This is a genomic window from Mucilaginibacter sp. (assembly GCF_025359345.1).
Taxonomy (GTDB): domain Bacteria; phylum Bacteroidota; class Bacteroidia; order Sphingobacteriales; family Sphingobacteriaceae; genus Mucilaginibacter.
Map to the genome: position 1 here is coordinate 319,747 of NZ_JANYGQ010000009.1, position 18,936 is coordinate 338,682.

Sequence of the window (18,936 nt, forward strand, 5' to 3'; positions counted from 1 at the left end):
GTTTATCTTGCGGCTTATTTCATTTCGGAAAGCTTACTCCTCCTGTACATTGCGGGCGTCTGCCCCGTTTTCGATTTAAAGATCCGGTTAAAAGCTGATTCTGACTGATAACCTACGTTCGCTGCAATTTCGGATATATTGCTGTTGTTCGTCGTTAATAACTTTTGGGCTTGCCTGATACGCCAGTTGGTAAGGTAGCTCAACGGTGTTTCGTGTACTAATTTTTTAAACTGGTTAAAGAAAACAGAACGAGACATACCGATCTCCGATGCAAGAGATTCCAGCGTCCAATCGGTTTGGGGCGAGTCCTGCATCAGTTTTAGCGCTTTGCTGATCCTCGGGTCATTTAATGCGGAAAGGAAACCGGTGCCGGGGGCAGCCTGCTCTAAATATGCCCTTATGATATTGATAAACATAATTTCCGACAGGCTTTTAAGTATTACACCGCTTCCCGGCCTTTCGTTATTAAGTTCGTCCAACATTAATTGTGCAACCTGCTTTAATAAAAGCTGGTTTTCTGTTACATATTGCCTGATATGAATAATTGGCGGCAGATCCTTTAAAAAAGGATGCAGGGGCTGGTAATCAAATTCAAAATGGCCAGCTATAAGGGTAGTTACCTCGCCCCCACTGTTAAAAACCGGGGTCCCGGCCCTGCGGGCCTTCACAAATTCGGGCGAGGGCATGCGTAAACTTGTAGCTTTATCTGCTATCCAGTGGGCGCTGCCGTTAGGCACAAATACCAGGTCGCCCTCCTGCAATTCTATGATACTGCCGTCGGGCGAGCCAACAGTACAGCTGCCGCTTACCAACCGCCAGAATTGCGAATTTTGGTCCTGGATAACATCCAGTCCCCACGGGGCCGACAGGGGGAATTTGCTATAAACAACACTCCTGAGCCGGGTGGCTTCTAATACGGTACTTAAAGCATCCATTTAATAAATTGATACGATTAAGCAAATATACAACACTTTTTAACACTTTAAGTATTGAACCAGAGACTAGCTTTGTGTCATTAATAATCAGAAAAGAAATGACAACACAGGAATTAGCCAATCGCTACTACGAACTTTTTCAACAAAGGCAGGTAGCAGAAATTTATCAACAGCTTTATAGCGCCGACATTGTTTGCACCGAACCCGAGCATGCCCTGGCAATGGGCGTGCCTACTATAACCACCGGTATTGACGCGGTTTTGGCCAAATCAAAAGCCAGGCAGGAAACTATAGCCGAAGTGCACAGCTTTTTTAGCAGCGAACCTGTAGTTGGAGGCAGCTACTTTAGTGTGGCCATGGGCAGAGACATGACCTTAAAAAACGGCCAGAGATTACAGATAGCAGAAATTGCAGTTTTCGGCGTAAAGGACGATAAGATAATATCCGAAACGTTTTTTTATTAGCGATCAGTCGAAAACTGGTTGAATAACTATTGGCCAGTTGAGGCCACCATTAAAAGGGAAGCCTCTTAGATTTTTCTAAGAGGCTTCCGGGTAGCCCAAGCAGATAAAAAGCTATTTAGGGTCCAGCATAATTATAACTATGAAAGAATTTTGCTCATTTTTTTGCTGATCATTGAGGCCGCTGATTTTGGATTAAGGCGGTATAAAAAATCCATGATCTTTGCATCCTTCCCCACCAATACGCGATAACAGTCATTTTCCATGCCTTCAATAATTATTTGAGCTGCTTCTACAGCAGATAAGATTTTATGGGCTTTGGCTTTTTCTCCTGGTTGCTTCGGAATTTCCAAGCCTGAGTTTTTCATAATATTGGTATTCACACCTCCCGGAAATACTACGGTAACTTTAACATTGGTATTTTTTAATTCTGAACTCAGGCCTTCAGTTAACAATTTCACTGCGGCTTTTGAGGCTCCATAAATGGTCTGTCCGGGTACCGGTACAAAACCACCCATGCTGGAAATATCCACAATATGCGCTTCCGGACGTGTAAGAAGGTGGGGCAAAAATGTTTTAATTAAATAAAGCGTACCATAAAAATTGATGTTCATTACCCGTTCAATTACATCATAACCAAGATCATTCACTTTTATAAATGGCTGAATGATGCCGGCGTTATTGATGATGCCGTCCACCGATCCAAACTTTCCAATCACTTTCTCTAATAATCCTTCCACCGCGAGCCTATCAGTAATATCGATTACAAATGTGGCTAAGGCAATTCCCATTTCACCGGCCTGCAACGCGGTTTCTTTTACTGCAGCCTCGTTTATATCTATCGCAGCCACCTTTGCTCCTTTCGCCAGCAGGTTTAGGACTAATTCGCGCCCCATGCCACTGCCGCCACCGGTTACAACAATTACTTTATTTTCAACTTTCATTTTAATGCTTACTTTTTTTTAATTGCTTTTCCTTTAGTTACCCATTTTAACTAAACACATCTATAGCGAAATAATAAGATTTAAACCTGTTTAGACTATAAATACTTATGGTGTCCGCATTTAAAACCTGGTAGCCTTATAAAGCATATTTATAATTTACCTGTTAGTTGATTATAGTAGCCGATCTCCTCTATTACAGATGGCAGGTTACTTGGCCGGTAATCGGCATCTCTTTCAATGTAGATATAGCCCTTGTATTTTTGCCTTTTCAACTCATCAAATGCAGCTTTAAAGTTTACCACCCCTTTGCCCAGGTTTACATCATTGGCTTTAGGATTGTTAAGCTCGTCTGCGTCTTTTAAGTGAATAGCGAGTATATGTCCCTGAAGTTTCCTCAATCCCTCGACAGCGTCGATACCGCTCTTGGGCCAGTGCCCCAGGTCGGGGCAGGCCCCAAAATTAGGATGCCCTTTGATTGCCGCCAATACCGAATCCGGGTGCCAGTAAATGCTCATCCCCTTCCAATGGTTATGAATAGCAACCTTAATGTGATACACCCCGGCCAGGCTGTCGATACTATCCCATAACTCCTTCTGCGGCTCTCCTGTTACGAAGTCCACTTTTAATCTTTTAGCAAGTTCAAACTGACTTTTCCAACTGGCAATTGTTTTGCCGCCAAAAACGTAGATAGACTTCATCTGTAAATGATGGTCATCGAGGTATTTGTTCAGTTTCACAATTCCCTGGTCAGAAATTTGCGTAACTGATGTGTTTTCAATTTCATCGCCCACTTTTTGAAAAGTAGAACCCTCAATATAGTGCACCCCGGCACTATCTGATTTCCTGATCGACTCCGCCAGAGTAAACCTGTGGAAAGTCCAGAGAGCTATGCCCAATTTCCAATTTGCGGGTGCTTTTGGCTTAATCCATGAAACAAAAATGGCAGCGCATAAAACAACGGTCAGCGCGCCTGATATTTGAATTTTTCTCATTTTAGTCGCTGATTATTTACTTTCTTTTTTCCGTGTGCCCTTTGCATCAAACATCCCCAATAAGCTGCCTTTTACATGATCGTCATCTACGGGGTCAAGTGTAAGGGTAACATCATAGCTTTGAATAGTAAAGGCAGCGGTGATAGATTTGTCTTTTTCGTCAATAGTTGTGATTTTCGTCATCTCCTTACCTGTTGAGTCCTGCACGGCGCCTACCAGCTTGCCATCTTTTCTTTCAAAAATAAAGTCCATCTTTGCATCTCCGTTAGGGGTTCCCATAACGGTCACCGTCCATTTACCTGCAAAGTAATCCTTTGTTTGTGCCTTAACTGTTGTTGAAATAAATAGCGCCACCGCTACTGTAAAAATTAGACTTAACTTTTTCATGATTTTTTAACTTTAGTGTTTAATTGATTATTTTTTTCTATTTAATTACTTGATTTGGATTTGTACCGAACTGCCTTGCAGTCCTTTGGCGGCAGCTGTTAATATTGCGGTCCCGTTACTTTGTAAAGGCCTTATGACCACCAGTGCTTTGCCATTATAGGCTTTCTTGTGGGGCTGCTGGAAACTTGACATATCTGAAGGATCACCATTACTTACAGCAGCAATCTCTGCTACCCCGGTAAGCTTAAACTCGATTTCAAGTCCATCAACCGAAGGAACTACATTACCCTTACTATCCACAACTTCCACACTGACAAAAGAAAGATCATTCTGATTGCCGCTTATCTGTTTTCGATCTGCAATAAGACGTATGCCTGCTGGCTTACCAGTTGTCGATAAGGTACTCGAACCCATTTCTTTATCACCGTTGAAGGCTCTTGCGACCAATACTCCAGGTTGATAGTCGATTTGGAACTTGGCAGTTATCGATCCTTCAGGAACATCCTGCACCGCTATTACTTTTCCGTTTAATTCCAGTTTTACCGTTTTGCTCCTGGTATAAACATCAACCTGCATTTTCTTGCCTTCTTGACCCGGCCAAGTCCATGATTTTATTTCATCAGGCATTCCCCAGGTTGCTATTACTTCTTTTTGCCCCGCCGGAATGGGCCGATGCACCAGGATTTCAACCGGGCTGTTGCGCCATACCACATTTTTATAATATGATTCTGTTTTCCGGTCGCCAATCAGATCAAGGTCGCCGCAATAGGCATTATAAACCGTCCAGTTATTTCTATAAAATAATCCGATTCCCACAATTCCCTTTGGTAGTTTTTGTGACTCGGGCACCCTAAGAGAATAACCTAAACCAGCCTCTCCGATATAATCCATAGCTGTCCAGCAAAACCCGCCCAGGAACCAGGGATATTTTTCTGTAGCATCCCAATTTTCCAAAGTTGAGCCAGGTAAATATTCAGTCGACATGTATAGTTTATTTGGGTGTTTCGCGCGTTCTGTTTCGAAACGATGAAGCGTTGCACTATCCCGCTGAAAGTAGATCGATCTATCCAGGAAGTAATTGTACCCGTCGACATCCATGTTGGCCAGATGCGGTTCGTAAGCGGCCCAGGGCCTCTGAGTATAACCAGGTAAAAAGACAATGGCGTCAGTAACCGGGCGGGTAGGGTCCAACTTTCTAATCCCATCCGAAAGACGTTTTGCATTGCGGTAACCCGACGAATCGGGCGCTTCGAATATTTCGTTTCCAATACTCCACATTATCACCGATGGATGGTTCCGGTCCCGCAGTATTATCGATTCCAGGTCGCGCTCCGACCAATCTTTAAAATAAAGATGGTAGTCCTCCGGGTTTTTGGCTTTCTCCCACATGTCGAAAGCCTCGTCCAAAACCAGCATGCCCAGCCGGTCGCAGGCGTTTAAAAAACCGGGCGACGGCGGATTATGACTAAGCCTGATGGCATTGTACCCGGCTTTTTTGATCAGTTCTACTTTACGCTCCTCGGCCCGGTCGATACTCGCAGCCCCTAAAGGACCAAGATCATGATGAACACATCCGCCCTTCAATTTCACCACCTGCCCGTTCAATAACAGGCCCTTTTGCCCATCGAATATTAGGCTTCGGATGCCAAATGGCGTTACCGTTTGGTCGATGACTTTGTTTGCAGCCATCAATGACACCCTGGATTTGTATAATACAGGATTGTCCAAATCCCATAACTTAGGCTTTGTAACTATTAACTTTTGCGATAAAACGGCACTACTGTCGTGAATAGTTAAGGGCTGAATTTTGGAAGCTACAACCTTACCTAAACTATTAAGCAATTCGAATTTTACGCTTATTGCTTTCCGTTGGGATGAGGTGTTCTCCACATTGGTTTGAATATTTACTGTTGCCTGTTTACCCGAGACTTCGGGAGTTGTAATAAAATTACCCCAAAGCTTCGTGTGAACCTGATTTACGGGCAGCAACCATACATGCCGGTAAATACCCGAGCCGGAATACCAGCGGCTGTTCTTCCCTAAATTTTTTGCGCGGACCGCTATTAAGTTCGATTTGCCAATCGGGTTCAGATAGTTAGTTAAATCATAGGAAAACGAAGTATAACCGTATGGATGGTTACCCAAATGGTGCCTGTTGATCCACACATCGGCATCCATGTATACCCCATCAAATAAAATGTATGTTCGTTTTCCTTTATAAGCATTGTCCAGGGTAAACTTCTTACGGTACCAACCTGTCCCGCCTTCTGTAAACCCGGTTGCAGCCTTCCCTATAGAAGCTTTTGTAAACGGCCCCTGCACTTCGCCCTCCTTTTGGTTTGGCAGATCTTCAATGCTCCAGTCATGCGGCAGATTTAACATGCGCCATTCCGAATCATTAAATCCGGGTTTTTCTGCTCCTTTTAGTGTGTCCTTTTTAAATCGCCAGCTTTTGTCAAATGATATCGCGCGGGAATCTTGTGCATAGGATTTGCCTGCCAATGCCAGCACAAAAAATAACGTTGTAAAAAGGGACGCCTGTCTCATAATTTAAATTCCGTATAAAAAACGGAATAAAGATAAGACGCTATTTTCTTATTTCCAAATTATTCCGTACTTTTTACGGAATTAAACTTTTTTGTACCTTTGTATGGTGTTAAGCACCTATTTTTGGCAAATACTGAATGATTAATATGACAAACCCAACAGATGCTGCCGATTTTGCAGCATATTCCGATCAGTTTTTACGAAATGTTGCCGTCGACAACGTCATTTTTGGATATCACGAAAAAGAACTAAAAGTGTTGTTGCAACAGCCTTATACTTTAGATAAGTGGACGGTTACCGGAGGTTATATTAAAAAAACCGAATCCATTGAAGAGGCGGCCAGCCGGATAGCTTTTGACCGCACCGGTCTTAAGGATTTATACCTTAAACAATTTGGCTCGTTTGGAAACCCGCAGCGTGTTATTGACAAAGGCTTCACTCCACAGCATATTAAAGAAGTTACAGGTTTTGAAATTCCGGCCAACTCCTGGATCTTTGACTATTTTGTATCCGTCTGTTTTTACACACTCACTGAGTTTTCCAAAGTCGAATCAACAAAAGGCGAATTGGAAGCCGACTCCAAATGGTGGCCGGTAAGCGAACTCCCGCCTATGATGTTCGATCATGCGCATATAATCAACGAAGCACTATCCGCTTTGCGGCTGCATATTGGGCATTTCCCCATCGGCTATGAGTTATTGCCTGAAAAATTCACCTTACCGGAAATTCATAGCCTCTATGAAACTATTTTAGGCAAATCACTGGATGACCGTAACTTTACCAAAAAGCTACTGCTAACCAAAATAGTCACTAAGCTGGACGAGACAAGAAAAATAGGCCGGCATCGCTCACCCTTTCTTTACAAGTTCGATAAGGAGAAATATGAAGAGGGATTGAAAAGCGGGGTAGCTTTGGTATTTTAAACTGGAATTGATAATCGAAAAACTTTGTAAGTCAAAAGCTTGTATGCAGCGGGAGCGGAACCCGAGCCTCCGGTCAGGCTTCCGGCAATATGAGCGAAACGAAGCCACCAATAAAAGGGAAGCCCCTGGATTCTTTAAGAGGCTTTTTGTGCAATATAATTTTATTGCGCCGAGTTTGACCATAACCGATTAGCGAAAGCCTTTATCCATTTTTAAACAGGCTCTTCGTCTAGAATATTTTGATTAACTAATGTAGGGCTCTTATCTGTCTATCTGCATATAAGTAATAAACGGGTTTTCCGTGCTGTAGCCGCCATTACCTACTGCATGTTCGGCAATGGTCATTAACATGCTTTTGCGGCCGGTGGCATCATAGGCCACACTGGCAAAGTTACTTCGGTAGGTGGTTGACATAGCCACATTTGTCAGGTAACCGCCAACCCCTATAAAATCCTTGGAAAAGAATTTTTCTTTAGCAGCATTATTGGTAAGCCCTAAATTTTTCCAGGCACCATTGGTATAAAACATACCAAAAGCTTCCCAGTTACCAGACCAACCGCCAACTTCAATTACAACCGCCATTTGCCCGTTTGGCCCCTGGCGGGCCTGATAACCATAGATAGAAACACCTTTTTTTTCTACGGCAGTTAATACGTTGGTTTTATTAGTGGCCAAGTTAATATCCCAAACCTGGGCACTCTCCAGCGTTGACGGTTCGGGCAAAAATATGACGTGGTCAGTCCCTTTTTCGTCAACAAGCAAACGCGGCGGGTTATAATAAGTATTAGCGTGCCCGCTTTTGGGATAACTATAAACATACCGTTGGGTGGCACCATCAAAATATTTAATTTTTTGTGCCTTGTCGGCTGCATCTATTTCTTCAAATATCAGATGCGGTTTGCCGGCTTTATCAACATAACCATTTAAATTAATAGCACCATCCTGTTTAGGCGGAAAATCTTTCGGATCAGCCGGTTGGCTGGGCGTGGTAAGGTCCGAATAGGCCGACGGACTTGCACCATTGAGCGTTGCTACCCGCACGTAATCGCAATAATACCAGGAAGCAATATGCTGTTGTTTAACCTGTGCCGGATCGCCCTGTGTCCAAAAAACACAAACTACGCCAGTTGGCGCAACTGTGGCAAACCACGATTGCTGCGCACCTATCATTTCATTAAGTTGTATCGCATTGCTCCAGGCACCTCCGCTTAATACTTTATAGTATAAAGTTCCCATTTCACCACCACCCGGCCCGTCCAGGCTAACATCCGATAAAGTACGTTCAATGCTGCCATACCGCTTCCATATCGCATATATCCTGCCGCTTGCATCCTGCAATATACTCGGGTAGCCAGCACCGTTGCCGGTATTATCGTTACTTAAGGTTACAGGCTTGCTCCAGGTTGCACCCTTGTTGGTTGACGTTGCATAGTAAATAAATTTTGGTTTGCCGTTGTCGGGCGTCTCCTGAAAAACTGCGTGGTATACGCCGTTTTTATCTATCAGGAAATCGCAAAAACCAGCATTATTGAATTGCGATATCTTTTTCTGAACCTGTGCCTGCGCCGTTGTACCCGAATGCGAACATGAAACCAACAAAAAGGTAAAAAACAATAGGTATAATTGTAGTGTTTTCATCTGTGTGTGAGGTTGTTAGTATCCAATAATACACAATATTAATAAAATAATATTTTTAATTTAGAGCCTTGTGCTTAATAATAATTTTATAGCGTCGAGTTTGACCCTGTTTTCGAAAGATTCAATCAAGAGCTCATAATTTCTGCACAACCTTCTATAGTTGTCAAGCCAAGAAAAACGGCTTTCGACCAGCCATCCTTTATAGGTAGGTTTAAATCCGGTTTTCTTATCATCAGAGCGCATAACTATCTGGATAATATAGCCGAGACTTTTCTTTAAAACTACCGCAGTAGGCTTATCTGGAACCTGTTTATGAGCTGCCCGGAGATAAAACACGGCCTTAAAAAGCTGCATTTTGAAGCGCCAGGGTTGAATTAGATGCTGCTTAATAAACTTTGTCATTACGAGTCTCCATCAGGGCTAAACCCTGAAAAAAGAGCAATGAAGTTTAAAAAATATACTGATAATCAGCAACTTAAAAACACGTCATTATACGAAGGAACGACGAAGCAACCTCGTCGCCGTGCACTGTGCACATTAAAAGCGAAGGCCCTCAATCAGGTGTCGAACCTACATTCTTTTTAAAGCGGTATAAGCCCGTCTAACAGTCATTGCAAGCGACAGCCAATCAAAAAAACCTCAAAATAAATTTGCAATCCTCAAACTATTAATCGTAATATTGCGATATAATAATGGGCTTAACAAAAACAGAAATATTTACCGACGAACAGAACCGCCTTGCGGTAATGCTTAAGGCGTTGGCGCATCCTGCGCGCATTGCCATTTTGCAGCAGATTATAAATGCCAATGCCTGCATCTGCGGCGATTTGTCCATCGAGCTGGGCTTGGCGCAAGCCACCATATCGCAGCATTTAAAGGAATTAAAAACTGCAGGACTGATACAGGGCACCATTGAAGGCGTAAGCGTTTGTTATTGTATTGAGCCAAAAAACTGGGAAATGCTGAAACAACAACTCAACAGCTTTTTAAATTTGGTTGATGTAAAGGCTAATTGCTGCTAAAAAAATTTGAATACATCCATCGTAATATTGCAATAAATAAAACAACCATGAACAATACAACATCACTAACCTGGGGCGCTTTTAAGGAGACCTTATTGGCAAACCCCGACCTCGACCTGCAATTTCAATACGCAGAAAATAAATGGGTAGATGCTTCGTATCATATAACCGAAATTAAACAAACCCCCATCACATCGGTTGATTGCGGCGGCGTTATGAATAACTGGACCGAGATTATAGTTCAGCTTTATGAGCCACAGGCTGCCCAACAGGAACGGGCAATGAAAGTTTCAAAAGCGCTGTCGATCATCAACGTAGTTGAGAAAAAACTACCGCTTGATGTAACCGCAACTGTAAAAATCGAATTTGGCAATTCGCAGTTTGATACGCGGCAGATGTACCCTAATGAAATTACCGTTAGCGGTAGCGACTTACTGGTTGATTTGCGCCCTGATACAGTTCAATGCAAAGCTATTGGTCGCGGTGGCAGTTGTGGCACAACTACGGCAGAAAGCGAATGCTGTGCCCCTGCCGTTGAAAAACCAAAAGTTGAATTAGTAAACCTTGCCGTAGCGGCCGAAGCCTGCTGCACACCCGGCGGTGGCTGCTGCTAAATAATATACAATAATGAAAACAGAACAAGCTGATAACTACAGGGAAAGCATCATAGCTTTACTAACGGCCGAAAAATTGCCCACCGCCGATCTGCCCGAAACGCTGGAGACCTTCCTGGTTACCAAACAGGATGATAAAGTTACCGGTGTTGTTGGTTTAGAAATTTATGGCGATTTTGCCTTACTGCGATCACTCGCAGTTGATAAAGCATACCGCAACCAGGGCCTGGCAAATACTTTGCTTACAGAAATTGAAGCACTTGCTGCCTCGAAAAATCTAAAAGCCATTTACCTGCTTACCGAAACCGCACCCGATTATTTTAGCCGTAAAGGTTATGATAAAATTACCCGCGCCGATGTACCGGCCGAAGTACAACAATCAACGGAGTTTAGCCATGTTTGCCCGCAATCGGCAATTGTGATGCGGAAGTTTATCAATAACGTATAATGAGTGTAACTAACTGTGCCCCCGTGGCCGAAAGAAAAAAACTAGGTTTTTTAGACAGGTACCTAACCTTATGGATATTCCTTGCAATGGCGCTGGGTGTGGCTGTGGGGTATTTTGTGCCGTCGTCGTCAGCTTTTATAAACTCTTATTCAAGCGGTACCACCAACATCCCGCTGGCCATTGGCTTAATATTGATGATGTACCCGCCCCTGGCTAAAGTAAAATACGAAAACATGGGCGAAGTATTTAAAGACACCAAAGTGTTAGGCGCATCGCTGGTACTTAACTGGATTGTTGGGCCTATCCTGATGTTTGTTTTGGCGATAACCTTTCTGCACGCTTACCCTGCGTATATGGTAGGGCTGATACTGATTGGCCTGGCCAGGTGCATTGCCATGGTAGTAGTTTGGAACGAACTTGCCGAAGGGAACAGGGAATATGCAGCCGGCCTGATAGCCCTGAACAGTATTTTCCAGGTGTTGCTTTACAGCGTTTATGCCTGGGTGTTTATAACTGTTTTACCGCCACTGTTTGGCTTTAAAGGCCTGGTGGTTAACATTACCATTTTGCAAATTGCAAAAAGTGTGGGCATTTACCTGGGCATTCCTTTCGCCGCCGGGGTAATCAGCCGGTATACGCTGATTAAAATAAAGGGCGAAGAATGGTTTCAAAATAAATTCGTTCCGTTTGTATCGCCCATTACACTTATTGCTCTACTGTTTACCATTGTGGTAATGTTTAGCCTTAAGGGCAATTTAATAGTACATATCCCGCTTGATGTTTTGCGCATAGCGATACCGCTGGTGGTGTACTTTACCATAATGTTCCTGCTCAGCTTTTTTATCGGCAAATCATTCGGCGCCGATTATTCGCGCAGCACATCAATAGCCTTTACGGCTACGGGCAACAATTTCGAGCTGGCCATTGCTGTGGCCATTGGGGTATTCGGCATAAACAGCGGCGAAGCTTTTACAGGGGTGATAGGCCCGCTGGTAGAAGTGCCTGCACTAATAGCCCTGGTGAATGTTGCCTTTTGGCTGCGTAAAAAATATTATCAACCTAAAATAGAAACCGTTTAATGAAAAATATATTAGTACTATGCACCGGCAACAGCTGCCGCAGCCAGTTAGCCGAGGGTTATTTAAGGCATTTTGCAGGCGATAAGGCCGTTATTTACAGCGCCGGCATAGAAACGCACGGCGTAAACCCCAAAGCAATACAGGTTATGGCCGAAGACGGCATTGATATAAGCCACCACACATCAAACAATGTAGATGAATACCTGGCTATCCCGTTTGACTACGTGATAACCGTTTGCGATAACGCAAGCGAAAACTGCCCCTACTTTCCTGGCTCAGTAAAACGTTTCCACCATAACTTCCCCGACCCGGCGAAAGCTACAGGGACTGCTGAACAGGTGATGGATGAGTTCAGAAAAGTGCGCGATATGATAAAAAACTATTCAAAAGAATTTATCAATCAGCATCTTAATACCGATTAAACCAGCGCTATCTTGCCCGGGTAAAATATCTTGTTGTAACTAAAGTAGGTGTTACTGCGTTGGGGCCCGGCGCCATGTTAGTATACGTATAACGTAAAACCAGGTTATTTGCATCTAACAGAACGATGTCCTGCGACTCGTTGTAGGGCTCGCCATTACTGTTTATAGCGAATTGGGCCGGTACATCCGTCACTTTAAACGATACTGTTGAATCAGCAACGCTGTAAGTATAATTCGTTACCCAGTCAAAAAGCACATCGGCATTTAATACTATAATTTTACCACCAAAGCCAAAGTTCCCGCTTTTTGAAATTGTAGCCGTTTTGCCGGCGCTAAACTGGTAAAAATCGGCGCTGGTAAAGCTATCCTCCATAAATGTAGTATCGTGTACAACAGTACTACCTATTGTTTCATGCAGGTTAAGTTTGGTTTGGTGCCATTTACCTACCAGTTCACCCGAACTAACGGAGCCAATGTCTTTTTTGCAGCCATAAAAGCCAATTGCTATGCACATTGCGAGTAACAGCGTATACTTTTTCATTTTTTAGGTGCTTTAGGTTTATTGCCGATTTTAATTCCGGCAGGTAAATAAGGTTGTTAAAGTCAATACGGCTGTATTAAAGGTTTCGCTACAAAGCACTTTAAATATTTTTTTTATAAATTACTGTACCTTAAGGCGTTACTTAACTTTAAACTCTTGGTTATTAAACGGAGGGGTGTCGGGCACCTTAATAACATTAAACTGGTGATGGGTAGTTTGGTGGCAGCTGTTACAGGCCCCGGTTAAAAGCACAAAGCCGGCTTCGAAACGCTGCGGGCTTTTTGCTTTAACGGCATTGTTTACACTATCAACCGCAGGATTTAAAATCGGCAACGATTTTATTTCGGGCCGGTCGGTACAGTACTTATTAATATCATCAAGGGCCTCCTTTATCTCGCCCATCTCAAATTCGGCAAGCTCCCAGTTTTTATTTTTACCTGCAAAATAAAGCTTGGCATGGTGAATTTGTATGCCCAGCATAAATTCGCCTAACCCGGGTTTATAGGTTTGGGCCAGCTGTATTTGCAGGCTATCCACTTTTGCCTGCAACGCACTTGTATCCGGGTTGCCGCAGCTCCAAAAGGCTAGCGCCACTAATACTAAAACCGCTATATTAATACGCTCAATAACGAAACCAAGGGGTGTATCTCTCATTGTATGTATTGCTAACTTATTTTAAATATTCTAATCCACGCTGTTATTGAAACGTAATTTACTTATTTTAGAGACGAATTATCACCATTAACAACCTTAAAGCCGTTATGACAATTGCCGCAACTGCCGAACCTGCACACTGGTCAAACATTCAAAAAATTGCGTTCCGCTTTTTTATGATATTTTTTGTACTGTATGTTTTTTTCAATCCCAATGGCGTATTGCCTTACTACGATTTTGTTGCAGAGTATTATATCAACGTATTTCATAAATTTATCCCCTGGATAGCCCAGCACGTATTGCATTTATCAAAACCCGTGGTAATAGTCCCCACAGGCAGCGGCGATACTACTTACGACTACCTTATCCTGCTTTTAATAACTGTAATAACCGCCATTGGCACCATTATCTGGTCAATTACCGGCCGCAACACGCCCAATTACAACAAGCTGTTTTATTGGCTAACCGTAGTGGTGCGTTATTATGTGGGTATTACCATGCTGGGTTATGGATTTTTTAAAGTGATAAAATTGCAGTTCCCCGGGCCATCATTTGGAAGGCTGATCGAACCTATTGGCGATATGTCGCCTATGGGCCTGGCGTGGACATACATGGGGCACTCAGTTGGTTTTAACTATTTTACCGGGATTGCTGAAATCTCTGTTGGGCTGCTATTGTTTTTCAGGAAAACCAGTACACTGGGGGCTATTGTAGGCTTGGTGGTAGCCGGTAATATTATGGCTATCAATTACTGTTTTGATGTGCCGGTTAAACTACTATCAACCGCCCTGGTAATAATGTGCCTCTTCCTGCTGACACGGGACGCCACGCGGCTGATAAACTTCTTCTTTAAAAATGCTGATGCAAAGCCGTCGAACCTTACGCCCCACCGGTTTAAGGCAAAGTGGAAAAACATTACACTTACCACGCTCAAGGTGTTGCTGATTGCGTATACGTTGATATTGGATTTTACCCAATCGCTCTCGGCCGAGAAGCAATATGGTGAAAAAGCCCCAAAACCGCCACTGTATGGTTTGTATAATGTAGAAACCTTTATAAAAAACCGTGATACATTAAAACCGCTTACAACCGACACCACCCGCTGGAGCAAATTGATGATAAGCTACGAAGGGGGCGCACAAATAAAACTGATGACTGACAGTATGAAATACATCAGCTTTAAGCCGGATATAAAAAAGCATACTATAGTTGCCAATACCTATGCGGATACCGTACATAAATACCACTTAACTTATACCAGCCCCAAACCAGATATTTTAATTTTAAAAGGCAACTGGAAAAAGGATTCCATCAACGTAACACTACGCAAAATTGATGCAACCAAATTCCGCCTGATTAACCGCGGGTTTCATTGGATTAATGAGTTGCCGTATAATAAGTAGACCATAGACGATGTACCATTATTTTGCATTCTGATTATTTGAAGAATGTTTAGTGAAGAAATTGGAAATTGATTATCATCTATTTCTTGAACTTATTCAATATTTTAATCCATTGGGGACTGTTGTAGAAATATGAAGAATAAACTATCAGATCTATTCTTGATCTTATTCAACATATAAAGTATTTTTAATTATTTGGAGAATCCTGGTAGACTTATGAAAAATCAGATTATCGATCAATCTCTTGGACCAATAGAAGGTCCAGTGATTTGTTCTGATTATGTAGAGAATTAGATCAGGAATATGGAGAATTAGAATCTTTGATCTATCTCTTGATCAATTAAGATTCTAAGTATCTGGAGAACTAGATCGGGAATATGGAGAATTAGAATCTTTGATCTATTTCTTGATCAATTAAGATTCTAAGCATTTGGAGAACTAGATCATGAATATGGAGAATTAGAATCTTTGATCTATCTCTTGATCAATTAAGATTCTAAGCATTTGGAGAACTAGATCAGGAATATGGAGAATTAGAACAGGAATATGGAGAATTAGAATCTTTGATCTATCTCTTGATCAATTAAGATTTTAAGCATTTGGAGAACTAGATCAGGAATATGGAGAATTAGAATCTTTGATCTATCTTTTGATCAATTAAGATTCTAAGCATTTGGAGAACTAGAACAGCAATATGGAGAATTAGAATCTTGATCTATCTCTGGATCAATTAAGATTCTAAGCATCTGGAGAACTAGATAAGTAATATGGAGAATTAGAATCTTTGATCTATCTCTGGATAATTAAAGATTCTAAGTATCTGGAGAACTAGATCAGGAATATGGAGAATTAGAATCTTTGATCTATTTCTTGATCAATTAAGATTCTAAGCATTTGGAGAACTAGAACAGCAATATGGAGAATTAGAATCTTGATCTATCTCTCGATCAATTAAGATTCTAAGTATCTGGAGAACTAGATCGGGAATATGGAGAATTAGAATCTTTGATCTATCTCTTGATCAATTAAGATTCTAAGCATCTGGAGAACTAGATCAGGAATATGGAGAATTAGAATCTTTGATCTATCTCTTGATCAATTAAGATTCCAAGCGTCTGGAGAATTCTATTAGAACATAGAGAATCATATTATCCGTCAATCCTATCTTAAATTTGGTAATTCCTTATACAGAAAATTTTATTGATTTGTTTCTACACTACCCTCGTATATATCTCTTAAATAATTTAAAACTCTATTTAATAAAACATCGCCTCTTAAATCGTTAAATTCCTTTGCAAGGAAATATTTTGTGCCTTTACCTAACCCAGATGTCACAATAATATTATCTACGATTAATTTACTTATAAAATATTTTATCTGATTTCTATTTAGAAATAAAGCCAATTTATTTTCTAACTCTCCAATTTTCAAATTATGCCCTTGTAGAACTATTAGCAAACTTTCAATTTCTTTTATCAAGTATCTTTTACCGATCTTTAAAGTTTCATTCTTTAGGTGAAAGTACTCCTCTGATAAAATATAACGATTAGTATGCCCCGCCAGCTTTGAAATTAATCCAAGCTTTTCGAGTTGAATTACAATTGGCATTTTAAGAGATTGAAAAATCCCTTCTCTAATTTTGCAAAGTGTAATTATTTGTTCAACCCCAAGTTGGGGTTCTCTATGACTTATTCGATATCGATTAAGGAATGCATGAAATGCCTTATCTGTTATCTCTGACCGCAAAATTAAAGATACTTGATACATATCCGAATTCTTATAATCGGGCTCAGTTTTACCTTCCGATAAAGTAATTGAAAATATTTTATCAACCCCTTGCCCACTCCTCTCGACCAAACCAGTTTTCTCCAATATTTCAGTCATCAATCTGCTTCGAGGTGTACTGCTAACCGTTAAAATATTCTCTATGGTTACTCCTTTAGGAAATCCCCCGGGATTATTAATGATTATTTGGCTGGGATATTGTTTAACAACAATTTCGCTTGTTATAGTATAATCACGGTGAGCTATTGCATTTAAAATTGCTTCCCTCACTACTTCTTCGTTAAAATCGAATAAATCGAAAATATAAGCATCTGATTGAATAGGGTGCTTTCTGTTAAGCGTCGGCTGATTGATTAACTGCCAAATTTTATCAATAGCTATAAATATCGGATCATCAACAGTTTCTCTAGTATCAAAATATATTTGACCTTCGTTATTTCTAAATTCCCAAACAATTTTACTTTGAGGCAAAATAGTTGCGATCTCTTCTTTTTTTCCAAGCAAAACAAGTGCCGCGTAATTAAGTTCACCGTTTACCAACAATTTCAAATCACTAAGAACCTGTTCTGTGCTTAGTTCGATAAATGAAGAATTCTTTTGTTTTCGTGCATAAGATTCTTTCATTCTGCTAATTGCAGATTCGTCTAAATGAGATAGCTTTAACCCTTTGCAAATCTTAGCCGAGAAATCCGGTTCTTGCTCTTGAATTATAGAGAAATACACCTCATCCGACATTCTTACAAGTTCTTCGCCCACTCTCATAAGCGCTATGTCCTCATATAACAATGTTTTGCCAACAGGCCGGGAAGGAACTTTAATAATCATTACCCGTTTTGACTCTTCATATAACACTTCTATTTGAACCCGAATACCTAGGTCGTTGTAAATATCTTGCTCTAATCCCCCTTCTCTTCCTTCAAAAGCTTTTGAACCAGAAATTTGATGCGGGTAGCTATCATTTACCCCAAAGATTAAATAACCGCCCTTTTCATTTGCCAGAGCAACGGTGTATCCCAAAACACTTTTTCTTTTACCCCGATAAGAATACGTGTTACTTGCTTCTTTGAATTCGACTTTATTTTCGCTTTCCTTTAACAGCTTTAGTTCCGAGATGGTCATAGTGGTAGTGAAGAAATTGCATTAAATTATACGAATATTTATTTTGAAACGAAAATACACTTAAATCTTCTCACCCACCATCTAAAACCAACAAAGGCGGATATCACTATCCGCCTTGCCCTCATTTATTAATCAATCAACCTAATTAATATCTTTTAATTTCAGATTTCGCATTTTCTATTTTGGATTTAGATTAAGGAAATCTCAACTAAAAAAATCCGACATCGAAAATCCGACATCCGAAATCAAACCTAATCTTCCTCTTCGTCGAAGCTTTTCTGGCTGCTTTCCAGGTGCTTTAATATTTTGGCCTCTACGTAAAATATAATTTCTTCAGCAATGTTTTTTGCCTGGTCGCCAACACGCTCAAGCTTACGGAATACTGAAAGTATGTAAAGTGCCTCAGGTATACTGTTTAAATCAGCTTTAATTACTTCGGCAATAGCTACGGGTGCACCTTCGTTGATGGCATCAAGCACATCGTCGCGTTTAAATATACTGCGGGCCAGCACGGTATCTTCTTTTTCAAATGCGGTGCGGGTGTCAATCAAAATATTTATCGCCTCGTCATACATGCGCAAAAGCGAGGTGCTCTCCAATGTCTTAACCTCAAAATTTACCGACGATTCAACTACATACAATGCAATACCTGCAGCTATATCACCTATACGCTCTAAATTGGTATTTATTTTTAGTGCCGCAAGTAAAAACCTCAAATCAACCGCAACAGGGCAGTACAGGGCAAAGATATTTTCGCAATCCCTGTCAATCTTTAGCTCAAAGGAGTTTACCCTTTTTTCCTTTATCAAAACCTCGCGGGCCAGGTCCTTGTCAAATTGTACCATGGCCTCCCTGGCCTTGTTCAACTGCGACTGAACTAGTATCCACATGCTAACCAGTTCTTTTTTAACCGCGTTAATTTCGTTTTCTAATGGTGTCATTTCTTGTTTAGTTTTAAATTAATAGCTGAAAGCTCAAAGCGAAAAGCTTAAAGCCTAAAAGCTTTGGTCTTTATGCTTTAA

Annotated in this window: 18 protein-coding genes; 8 read left to right on the top strand and 10 right to left on the bottom strand. The window is 41.3% G+C overall.

Annotated features, from left to right (window positions below; translation table 11 throughout):
- Window positions 1-14 precede the first annotated feature (14 nt).
- Window positions 15-935, bottom strand: a complete 921-nt coding sequence (locus Q0R52_RS05155; RefSeq protein WP_295792774.1) for an AraC family transcriptional regulator — start codon at window positions 933-935, stop codon at window positions 15-17.
- Window positions 936-1,033: 98 nt separating this feature from the next.
- On the opposite strand from Q0R52_RS05155, the gene Q0R52_RS05160 reads away from it, so the two are divergent.
- Entirely contained in the window at window positions 1,034-1,399 is a 366-nt protein-coding gene (locus Q0R52_RS05160; protein WP_295792776.1) for a nuclear transport factor 2 family protein, read from the top strand.
- A 137-nt stretch (window positions 1,400-1,536) separates the two neighbouring features.
- On the opposite strand, the gene Q0R52_RS05165 is transcribed toward Q0R52_RS05160, so the two are convergent.
- From Q0R52_RS05165 to Q0R52_RS05180, 4 genes are all read right to left on the bottom strand, one after another.
- On the bottom strand, window positions 1,537-2,340 hold the full coding sequence (locus Q0R52_RS05165; protein WP_295792779.1) for an SDR family oxidoreductase: 804 nt from the start codon (window positions 2,338-2,340) through the stop codon (window positions 1,537-1,539).
- Window positions 2,341-2,489: 149 nt separating this feature from the next.
- Window positions 2,490-3,332, bottom strand: coding sequence for a sugar phosphate isomerase/epimerase family protein (locus Q0R52_RS05170; RefSeq protein WP_295792780.1), 843 nt, complete (start codon window positions 3,330-3,332; stop codon window positions 2,490-2,492).
- A 12-nt stretch (window positions 3,333-3,344) separates the two neighbouring features.
- Window positions 3,345-3,719 (bottom strand): hypothetical protein, encoded by a 375-nt coding sequence (locus Q0R52_RS05175; protein ID WP_295792782.1) that lies wholly within the window; start codon window positions 3,717-3,719, stop codon window positions 3,345-3,347.
- A 45-nt stretch (window positions 3,720-3,764) separates the two neighbouring features.
- Window positions 3,765-6,266, bottom strand: coding sequence for a glycoside hydrolase family 2 TIM barrel-domain containing protein (locus Q0R52_RS05180; protein ID WP_295792784.1), 2,502 nt, complete (start codon window positions 6,264-6,266; stop codon window positions 3,765-3,767).
- Window positions 6,267-6,412: 146 nt separating this feature from the next.
- Here Q0R52_RS05180 and Q0R52_RS05185 point away from each other — a divergent pair, with 146 nt between their 5' ends.
- Entirely contained in the window at window positions 6,413-7,189 is a 777-nt protein-coding gene (locus tag Q0R52_RS05185) for an NUDIX domain-containing protein (RefSeq protein WP_295792786.1), read from the top strand.
- Between the two features lie 261 nt (window positions 7,190-7,450).
- Here Q0R52_RS05185 and Q0R52_RS05190 read toward each other — a convergent pair whose 3' ends face one another.
- On the bottom strand, window positions 7,451-8,827 hold the full coding sequence (locus Q0R52_RS05190) for a sialidase family protein (protein WP_295792788.1): 1,377 nt from the start codon (window positions 8,825-8,827) through the stop codon (window positions 7,451-7,453).
- A 692-nt stretch (window positions 8,828-9,519) separates the two neighbouring features.
- Here Q0R52_RS05190 and Q0R52_RS05195 point away from each other — a divergent pair.
- From Q0R52_RS05195 to Q0R52_RS05215, 5 genes are read left to right on the top strand one after another with little or no spacing between them, the layout of a single operon-like run.
- Window positions 9,520-9,849 carry a metalloregulator ArsR/SmtB family transcription factor gene (locus tag Q0R52_RS05195; RefSeq protein ID WP_295792789.1) on the top strand — a complete coding sequence of 110 codons (330 nt, stop codon included), beginning with the start codon at window positions 9,520-9,522 and terminating at the stop codon, window positions 9,847-9,849.
- A 47-nt stretch (window positions 9,850-9,896) separates the two neighbouring features.
- Entirely contained in the window at window positions 9,897-10,463 is a 567-nt protein-coding gene (locus Q0R52_RS05200) for a DUF6428 family protein (protein ID WP_295792791.1), read from the top strand.
- A gap of 13 nt (window positions 10,464-10,476) precedes the next feature.
- Complete coding sequence (gene arsN2, locus Q0R52_RS05205) at window positions 10,477-10,911, top strand: arsenic resistance N-acetyltransferase ArsN2 (RefSeq protein WP_295792792.1); 435 nt, start codon at window positions 10,477-10,479, stop codon at window positions 10,909-10,911.
- Window positions 10,911-11,990: an ACR3 family arsenite efflux transporter gene (arsB, locus tag Q0R52_RS05210; protein ID WP_252788121.1), complete on the top strand. Its 1,080-nt coding sequence runs from the start codon at window positions 10,911-10,913 to the stop codon at window positions 11,988-11,990. Before arsN2 ends, arsB begins: the two co-directional genes overlap by 1 nt.
- Window positions 11,990-12,412 (top strand): arsenate reductase ArsC, encoded by a 423-nt coding sequence (locus Q0R52_RS05215; protein ID WP_295792795.1) that lies wholly within the window; start codon window positions 11,990-11,992, stop codon window positions 12,410-12,412. Before arsB ends, Q0R52_RS05215 begins: the two co-directional genes overlap by 1 nt.
- 7 nt (window positions 12,413-12,419) lie before the next feature.
- On the opposite strand, the gene Q0R52_RS05220 is transcribed toward Q0R52_RS05215, so the two are convergent.
- Together Q0R52_RS05220 and Q0R52_RS05225 are read right to left on the bottom strand one after the other, a co-directional pair.
- On the bottom strand, window positions 12,420-12,953 hold the full coding sequence (locus Q0R52_RS05220; RefSeq protein ID WP_295792797.1) for a hypothetical protein: 534 nt from the start codon (window positions 12,951-12,953) through the stop codon (window positions 12,420-12,422).
- A gap of 138 nt (window positions 12,954-13,091) precedes the next feature.
- Entirely contained in the window at window positions 13,092-13,607 is a 516-nt protein-coding gene (locus Q0R52_RS05225) for a hypothetical protein (RefSeq protein WP_295792799.1), read from the bottom strand.
- Between the two features lie 107 nt (window positions 13,608-13,714).
- Here Q0R52_RS05225 and Q0R52_RS05230 point away from each other — a divergent pair, with 107 nt between their 5' ends.
- Window positions 13,715-15,010, top strand: a complete 1,296-nt coding sequence (locus Q0R52_RS05230; protein WP_295792801.1) for a hypothetical protein — start codon at window positions 13,715-13,717, stop codon at window positions 15,008-15,010.
- Between the two features lie 1,197 nt (window positions 15,011-16,207).
- Here Q0R52_RS05230 and Q0R52_RS05235 read toward each other — a convergent pair.
- The gene (locus Q0R52_RS05235; RefSeq protein ID WP_295792803.1) at window positions 16,208-17,914 is read right to left on the bottom strand and encodes an ATP-binding protein; all 1,707 of its coding nucleotides are present in this window, start codon (window positions 17,912-17,914) and stop codon (window positions 16,208-16,210) included.
- 251 nt (window positions 17,915-18,165) lie between these two features.
- A complete protein-coding gene (gene phoU, locus Q0R52_RS05240; RefSeq protein ID WP_295792805.1) occupies window positions 18,166-18,855 on the bottom strand; it encodes a phosphate signaling complex protein PhoU in 690 nt (229 codons plus the stop codon).
- Window positions 18,856-18,936 lie beyond the last annotated feature (81 nt).